Annotated in this window: 5 protein-coding genes; all 5 read left to right on the top strand. The window is 72.3% G+C overall.

Going from position 1 to position 5,714, the window contains the following annotated elements; all coding sequences use genetic code 11:
• Positions 1–1,558 (top strand): hypothetical protein (locus P409_RS39220; protein WP_034844799.1); only part of this gene is annotated, 1,558 nt, incomplete at its 5' end.
• A 184-nt stretch (positions 1,559–1,742) separates the two neighbouring features.
• Positions 1,743–2,855 carry an NAD-dependent epimerase/dehydratase family protein gene (locus P409_RS24610; protein WP_034844797.1) on the top strand — a complete coding sequence of 371 codons (1,113 nt, stop codon included), beginning with the start codon at positions 1,743–1,745 and terminating at the stop codon, positions 2,853–2,855.
• Positions 2,852–3,949, top strand: coding sequence for an NAD-dependent epimerase/dehydratase family protein (locus P409_RS24605; protein WP_034844795.1), 1,098 nt, complete (start codon positions 2,852–2,854; stop codon positions 3,947–3,949). The genes P409_RS24610 and P409_RS24605 overlap by 4 nt, the downstream gene beginning before the upstream one ends.
• Positions 3,946–5,238 carry a TIGR04295 family B12-binding domain-containing radical SAM protein gene (locus tag P409_RS24600; RefSeq protein WP_034844792.1) on the top strand — a complete coding sequence of 431 codons (1,293 nt, stop codon included), beginning with the start codon at positions 3,946–3,948 and terminating at the stop codon, positions 5,236–5,238. The genes P409_RS24605 and P409_RS24600 overlap by 4 nt, the downstream gene beginning before the upstream one ends.
• Entirely contained in the window at positions 5,235–5,684 is a 450-nt protein-coding gene (locus P409_RS24595) for a glycosyltransferase (RefSeq protein ID WP_152613521.1), read from the top strand. The genes P409_RS24600 and P409_RS24595 overlap by 4 nt, the downstream gene beginning before the upstream one ends.
• Positions 5,685–5,714 lie beyond the last annotated feature (30 nt).

Here is a 5,714-nt window from a genome sequence, read left to right as displayed (position 1 = left end):
GCTCGGCGATGCGGCGACGGCGCTGCTGACCGCCCTGGCCGCCGAGGTCCGGCGGTCCTGGGCAGGTGGATTTCCGACCGGGCCGGTGGACCCGAGCTTGCGATATCACATCGCCGCGCTGACCAGGCTGGCGTTGCCGGCGGAGATCTGCTGCCGCCTCGCCGAAGGCTTCGCCTTCTATGCCCTGTATCCCGAGGCCTATCTCGAGGCCGCCGCCGCACTGGCCGGGACGCGGCCGGTCACCGTGATCGGCATCCGCAGCATCGGCCTGACGCTCGGCGCCGTCGTGGCCGGGGCGTGCGATGCGAAGGGGTTCGTCTCGGTGCGGCCGGTCGGGCATCCGTTCCGACGCGAGATCCGCGTCGATCCCGGCCTCGCCGCCGATCTGCTGCGCGATCCGGAGACGATCTATGCCGTCGTCGACGAGGGGCCGGGCCTGTCCGGCAGCTCCTTCGGCGCCGTGGCGGACTGGCTTGAGGCCCGCGGCGTCGACCGCGGCCGCATCCGGTTCTTCCCCGGCCATGCCGGCGACCCGGGCGTGCAGGCCTCGCCCGCGCATCGTGAGCGATGGCACCGCGCCGCCCGGCACGTGGTCGAGTTCGATGCGCTGGCGCTGCGGCCACGCCAGCCCTGGCACGCGCTGGACCGCTGGATCGAGGACCTGGCCGGCGGACCGGGGCGGCTGCAGGATCTCTCGGGCGGAGCCTGGCGGGAATGCCTCTCTCTGCCGCCCGACCGTTGGCCGCCGGCGCATCGGCAGCAGGAGCGCCGCAAGTTCCGCCTGGACACGGGTGTCCGCCGCTTCCTGGTGAAGTTCGCCGGGCTGGGTCGGCACGGCTGCGACAAGCTGCGGCGCGCCCGGGCGCTGCACGATGCCGGCTTCGGCCCGGAGCCGGTCGGCTATCGCCGCGGCTTCCTGGTCGAGCGCTGGATCGACGGTGCCCGGCCGCTCGATCCCCACGCCGGCGACCGCCCGGCTCTGCTGCGACGGCTCGGGGCGTATCTCGGCTTCCGCGCCCGCCGTTTCCCGGCCACGCCGGAAAGCGGCGCCACGCTTCCGGCCCTGGCCGAAATGCTCCGCCACAATGCGGCCGAGGCCCTGGGCGAGGACGCCGGCCGAGTTTTCGGCCGTCTCGCCCGGTCGGCGCGGCGCCTGGAGGGGCGGGTCTGCCGGGTCGAGACCGACAACCGCCTGCACCGCTGGGAATGGCTGCTGGACCGCGACGGCGCGGTGCTGAAGACCGACGCGCTCGACCATTGCGCGGCGCACGACCTGGTCGGCTGCCAGGACATCGCCTGGGATGTCGCCGGCGCCGCCGTCGAGTTCGACCTCGACCCGGATGAGCAGGCCGAGCTGCAAGCGCAGGTCGGGAACGAAGCCGGACGCCCGATGGACCCGGACCTGCTGCGGTTTCTCGGCCCCTGCTATGCCGCCTTCCAGCTCGGGTCCTGGAGCATGGCGCGGGCGGCCGACAACGACCCGGACGAGGCCGTGCGGCTGGATCGTGAGGTGTCGCGTTACGCCCGGCATCTGCGAGGATTCCTGTCCTCGCACTGAAGCGGCGCGGGCCCGAACGTGGCAGTGGAACCGGGTAAGTACCCATCCCGTTGGCCCCGTAGGTGAGCGCCCCTGACGCGCTCGAAACGCCACAGCGACAGCACCATCGACGGGTCCGGATGCGCCACCGCGCACCAGCCTCGGCAGACCATCCGCGCCCGTCATCCGAAGGGGAAGCCGATCCATGGCAGAAACCATCCTGATCACCGGCGGAAGGGGCTTCATCGGCAGCCATGTGGCCGGTGCCCTGCTGCGGCGCGGCCATCGGGTACGCGTTCTCGACAGCCTGCTCGAGCAGGTGCACGGCAGCGCAGGCGGTTCCGCCGCGCCGCCGGGCGACGTCGAGCTGCAGGTTGGCGACGTGCGCGACGAGGTCGCCGTGGCCCGGGCGCTGAAGGGCGTCGATTCCGTGATCCACCTCGCCGCCGAGGTCGGCGTCGGCCAGAGCATGTATGCGGTGGACCGCTACGTCTCGGTCAACGACCTGGGCACCGCCATCCTGCTGCAGAGGCTGATCGCCAATCCGGTGCGCCGCGTCGTCGTCGCCTCCTCGATGAGCATCTATGGCGAGGGCCTGTACCGCACCGCGGACGGCGATCCGGTCGAGGATGTGATGCGGCCCGAGCGACAGCCCGGCAGCTCCTGGGATCCGCTGGATCGGCAGGGCCGGCCCCTGGTCCCGGCGCCGACGCCGGAATGGAAGCGGCCGATGCTGGCCTCGGTCTACGCCCTGACCAAATACTGCCAGGAGCGGCTGGTGCTGACCGTCGCCGGCGCCTACGGCATGGAGGCCGCGGCGCTGCGCATGTTCAACGTCTACGGCCCCGGCCAGGCGCTGTCGAACCCCTATACCGGCGTGCTGGCGATCTTCGCCTCGCGCATCCTGAACGGCCAGCGGCCGCTGGTGTTCGAGGACGGGCAGCAGCGCCGCGACCTGGTGCATGTCTCCGACGTCGCCGAGGCCTTCGCCCTGGCGCTGGAGCATCCGAAGGCGCCGGGCGGCGTGTTCAATGTCGGCAGCGGCCGCGAGCGGACGGTGCTGGAGACGGCGCAGGCCCTGGCCGACGCGATGGGCCGGCCGGAGCTGGAGCCGGAGCTGGTGGGCAAGGCCCGGGCCGGCGATGTCCGCCACTGCTTCGCCGACATCGGCAAGGCGCAGGCGGAGCTGGGCTTCGCCGCGACCAAGGATTTCGGCGAGGGGCTGGCCGAGCTGGCCGAATGGGTCGCCGCCCAGCAGGCGGTCGACCGGGTGGCGGAGGCGCGGCGCGAGCTCGAATCCCGCGGGCTGGTGGCATGAGCCGGCCCTCTCCCGCCGTGACTGGGCTGCGGCCCGTCCTGGTGACCGGCGGCGCCGGCTTCATCGGCTGCAACCTGGCCGACAGGCTGGCCCGCGACGGCCATCACGTCCTGGTGCTGGACGCGCTGGCTCGGCCGGGGGTGGAGCGCAACCTCGACTGGCTGCGCCGCACCCATCCCGGCCGGATCTCCACCGTCATCGCCGACCTGCGCGACGGCGAGGCCGTGGCCGCCGCGGCGCGCAAGGCGCAGGCTGTCTTCCACCTTGCCGGCCAGGTGGCGGTGACCACCAGCCTGGACGACCCCTGGACCGATTTCGAGGTCAATGTCGCCGGCACGCTGCGCCTGCTGGAGGCGCTGCGGCGCCACAACCCCGCCGCGCCGCTCATCTTCGCCAGCACCAACAAGGTCTATGGCGACCTGGCCGATATCGGGCTGGAACTGGCGGACGACACCTACCGCCCGACCGATGTGGCGCTGCGCGGCGGCATCGGCGAGGACCGCCGGCTGGACTTCCACACGCCCTATGGCTGCTCCAAGGGCGCCGCCGACCAATATGTGCTGGACCACGCCCGCAGCTTCGGCATGCGGACCGCGGTGCTGCGGATGAGCTGCATCTACGGCCCGCACCAGATGGGCACCGAGGACCAGGGCTGGGTCGCGCATTTCCTGATCCGCGCGCTGGCCGACCAGCCGATCACGATCTTCGGCGACGGTCGCCAGGTGCGTGACATCCTGTTCGTCGAGGACGCGGTCGAGGCCTATGTCGCGGCCTGGCAACGCATCGAGACGGTGCGCGCCCAGGCCTTCAACCTGGGCGGCGGCCCCGCCAATGCCGTCAGCCTGCTTCAGCTGATCCGCCACATCGGGACGCTGACCGGCCGCCCGGTGGCCACCGAGCACCAGGATTGGCGGGCCGGCGACCAGCGCTACTACGTCTCCGACACCGGCCGCGCCCGCCGGGCGCTGGGCCTGCCGGGACCGCTGCCCTGGCGCGACGGGCTGGCCCGGCTGGTCGGCTGGCTGCGCCGCAACCCCGTCGACATCCCTGTCGTTCCGAATCCCCGCCAACAGCGAGCGGAGGCCATCTCGTGAAGATCGCCCTGATCAACCCGCCCTGGCGCTACGACCACAGCATCTATTTCGGCTGTCGCGAGCCGCATCTGCCGCTCGAGCTCGGCTACTCCAAGGCGCTGCTCGAGGCCGCCGGACACGAAGTGCTGATGCTCGACGGCCATCTCCGCGGCACCGAGATGCAGGCGCTGGCCGACGAGACCGCGGCTTTCGGCCCGGACATGACGGTCGTCACCACGGCGCCGACCTATCTGTTCTGGCGCTGTGCCCCGCCGGAGCTGCGCATCCCGCGCGAGTTCCTGATGGCGCTGGACGGCCGCGGCGGCCGCACCGTGGCCGTCGGCCCGCACGCCTCGGTCACGCCCGAGACCACGCTGCGCAAGCTCGGCGCCGACATCGTCGTGCGCGGCGAATGCGAGGAGGTGGTGACGGCGCTGGCCGACGGGCCCGACCTGCGGCAGGTGCCGTCGATCGCCTTCCGCGACGGCGGCGAGGTCGTCGTGAACGGCGGTCTGAACGCCAGCCGCTTCACCGACCAGCCGGCGCTGCACTGGCCGGACGAGTGGGTGCGGCGCCACGACCATCACCACCACCGCTTCGGCACCGAAGCGCATGGCCCGGGCGCCGAGGTCGAGGCGTCGCGCGGCTGCCCTTATCACTGCAGCTTCTGCGCCAAGAACGAGTTCCGCGATGCCTATCGCCGCCGCGACCTGGCGATCCTGCTGGAGGAGATCGACGGGCTGATCGCCCAGGGCGCGACCTATCTCTACTTCGTCGACGAGATCTTCCTGCCGCAGAAGCCGCTGCTGGAGGCGCTGATCGACCGGCCGGTCGAGTTCGGCGTGCAGATGCGCATCGACCTGTGGAAGCCGGAGATGCTGGACCTGCTGGGCCGGGCCGGCTGCGTGTCGATCGAGGCCGGTGTCGAGAGCCTGACCCGCGAGGGCCGCGATCTCCTGACCAAGAACTGCAAGCTGTCGACCGACGAGCTGGCCGACCGGCTGCTCTACGCCCGCCGCAGCGTGCCCTTCGTCCAGGCCAACCTGATCAAGACCGCCGACGACGATGCGGAGATGATCGCGGCATGGCGCGAGAGGCTGGAGCGGAACGGCGTCTGGGCCAACGACCCGGTGCCGCTGTACCCCTATCCCAGCTCGCCCGACTACCGGCGCCTGTGGGGCCAGCCGGACAGCCGGGCCTGGGAGCGGGCGCATGAGCATTATCTCAGCCAGTTCGACCATTTCAGCGACATCCAGGACGAACGGCCCCTGCCCCTGAGAGAGCTGGAGGCAGCGTGCGGACCGGCGTGACCACTCCCCGCCGGCTGCTGATGACGGCGGATGCGGTCGGCGGGGTCTGGCCCTATGCGCTGGATCTCGCCGCCGCCCTGGCCCGCCGGCACGAGGTCGAGACCACGCTGGCGGTGCTCGGCCCCCTGCCGGACGAGGATCAGCGCTGGGCCGCCGGGCTGGTTCCGGGCCTACGGCTGGTGGAGACGGCATTGCCGCTCGACTGGCTGGCCGGCCGCCCGAAGGAGGTCGAGGCCGCCGGCCGCCGGATCGCCGCCCTCGCGGTCGATGCCGGCGCCGAGATCGTCCAGCTCAACACCCCGGCCCTGGCGGCCAAGGCGGTGTTCCCGGTGCCGACCGTCGCCGTCCACCACTCCTGCGTCGCCACCTGGTGGGCCGGCGTGCGGACGGGACCGCTGCCGGCCGACTTCGCCGTGGGCGGGCGGAGCTGGTCCAGCGCGGCCTGAGCGCGGCAGACGCGGTGGTGGCGCCCAGCC

This window comes from Inquilinus limosus MP06, from assembly GCF_000767795.1.
Lineage (GTDB): Bacteria > Pseudomonadota > Alphaproteobacteria > DSM-16000 > Inquilinaceae > Inquilinus > Inquilinus limosus_E.
Note: the sequence above shows the minus strand (reverse complement) of the source record. Positions and strands in the feature narration are given on the sequence as shown.

Excerpts from the sequence above, each read along its gene's own strand:
- P409_RS24610 (WP_034844797.1), top strand. The coding sequence starts at position 1,743 with ATGGCAGAAACCATCCTGATCACCGGCGGAAGGGGCTTCATCGGCAGC.
- P409_RS24605 (WP_034844795.1), top strand. The coding sequence starts at position 2,852 with ATGAGCCGGCCCTCTCCCGCCGTGACTGGGCTGCGGCCCGTCCTGGTG.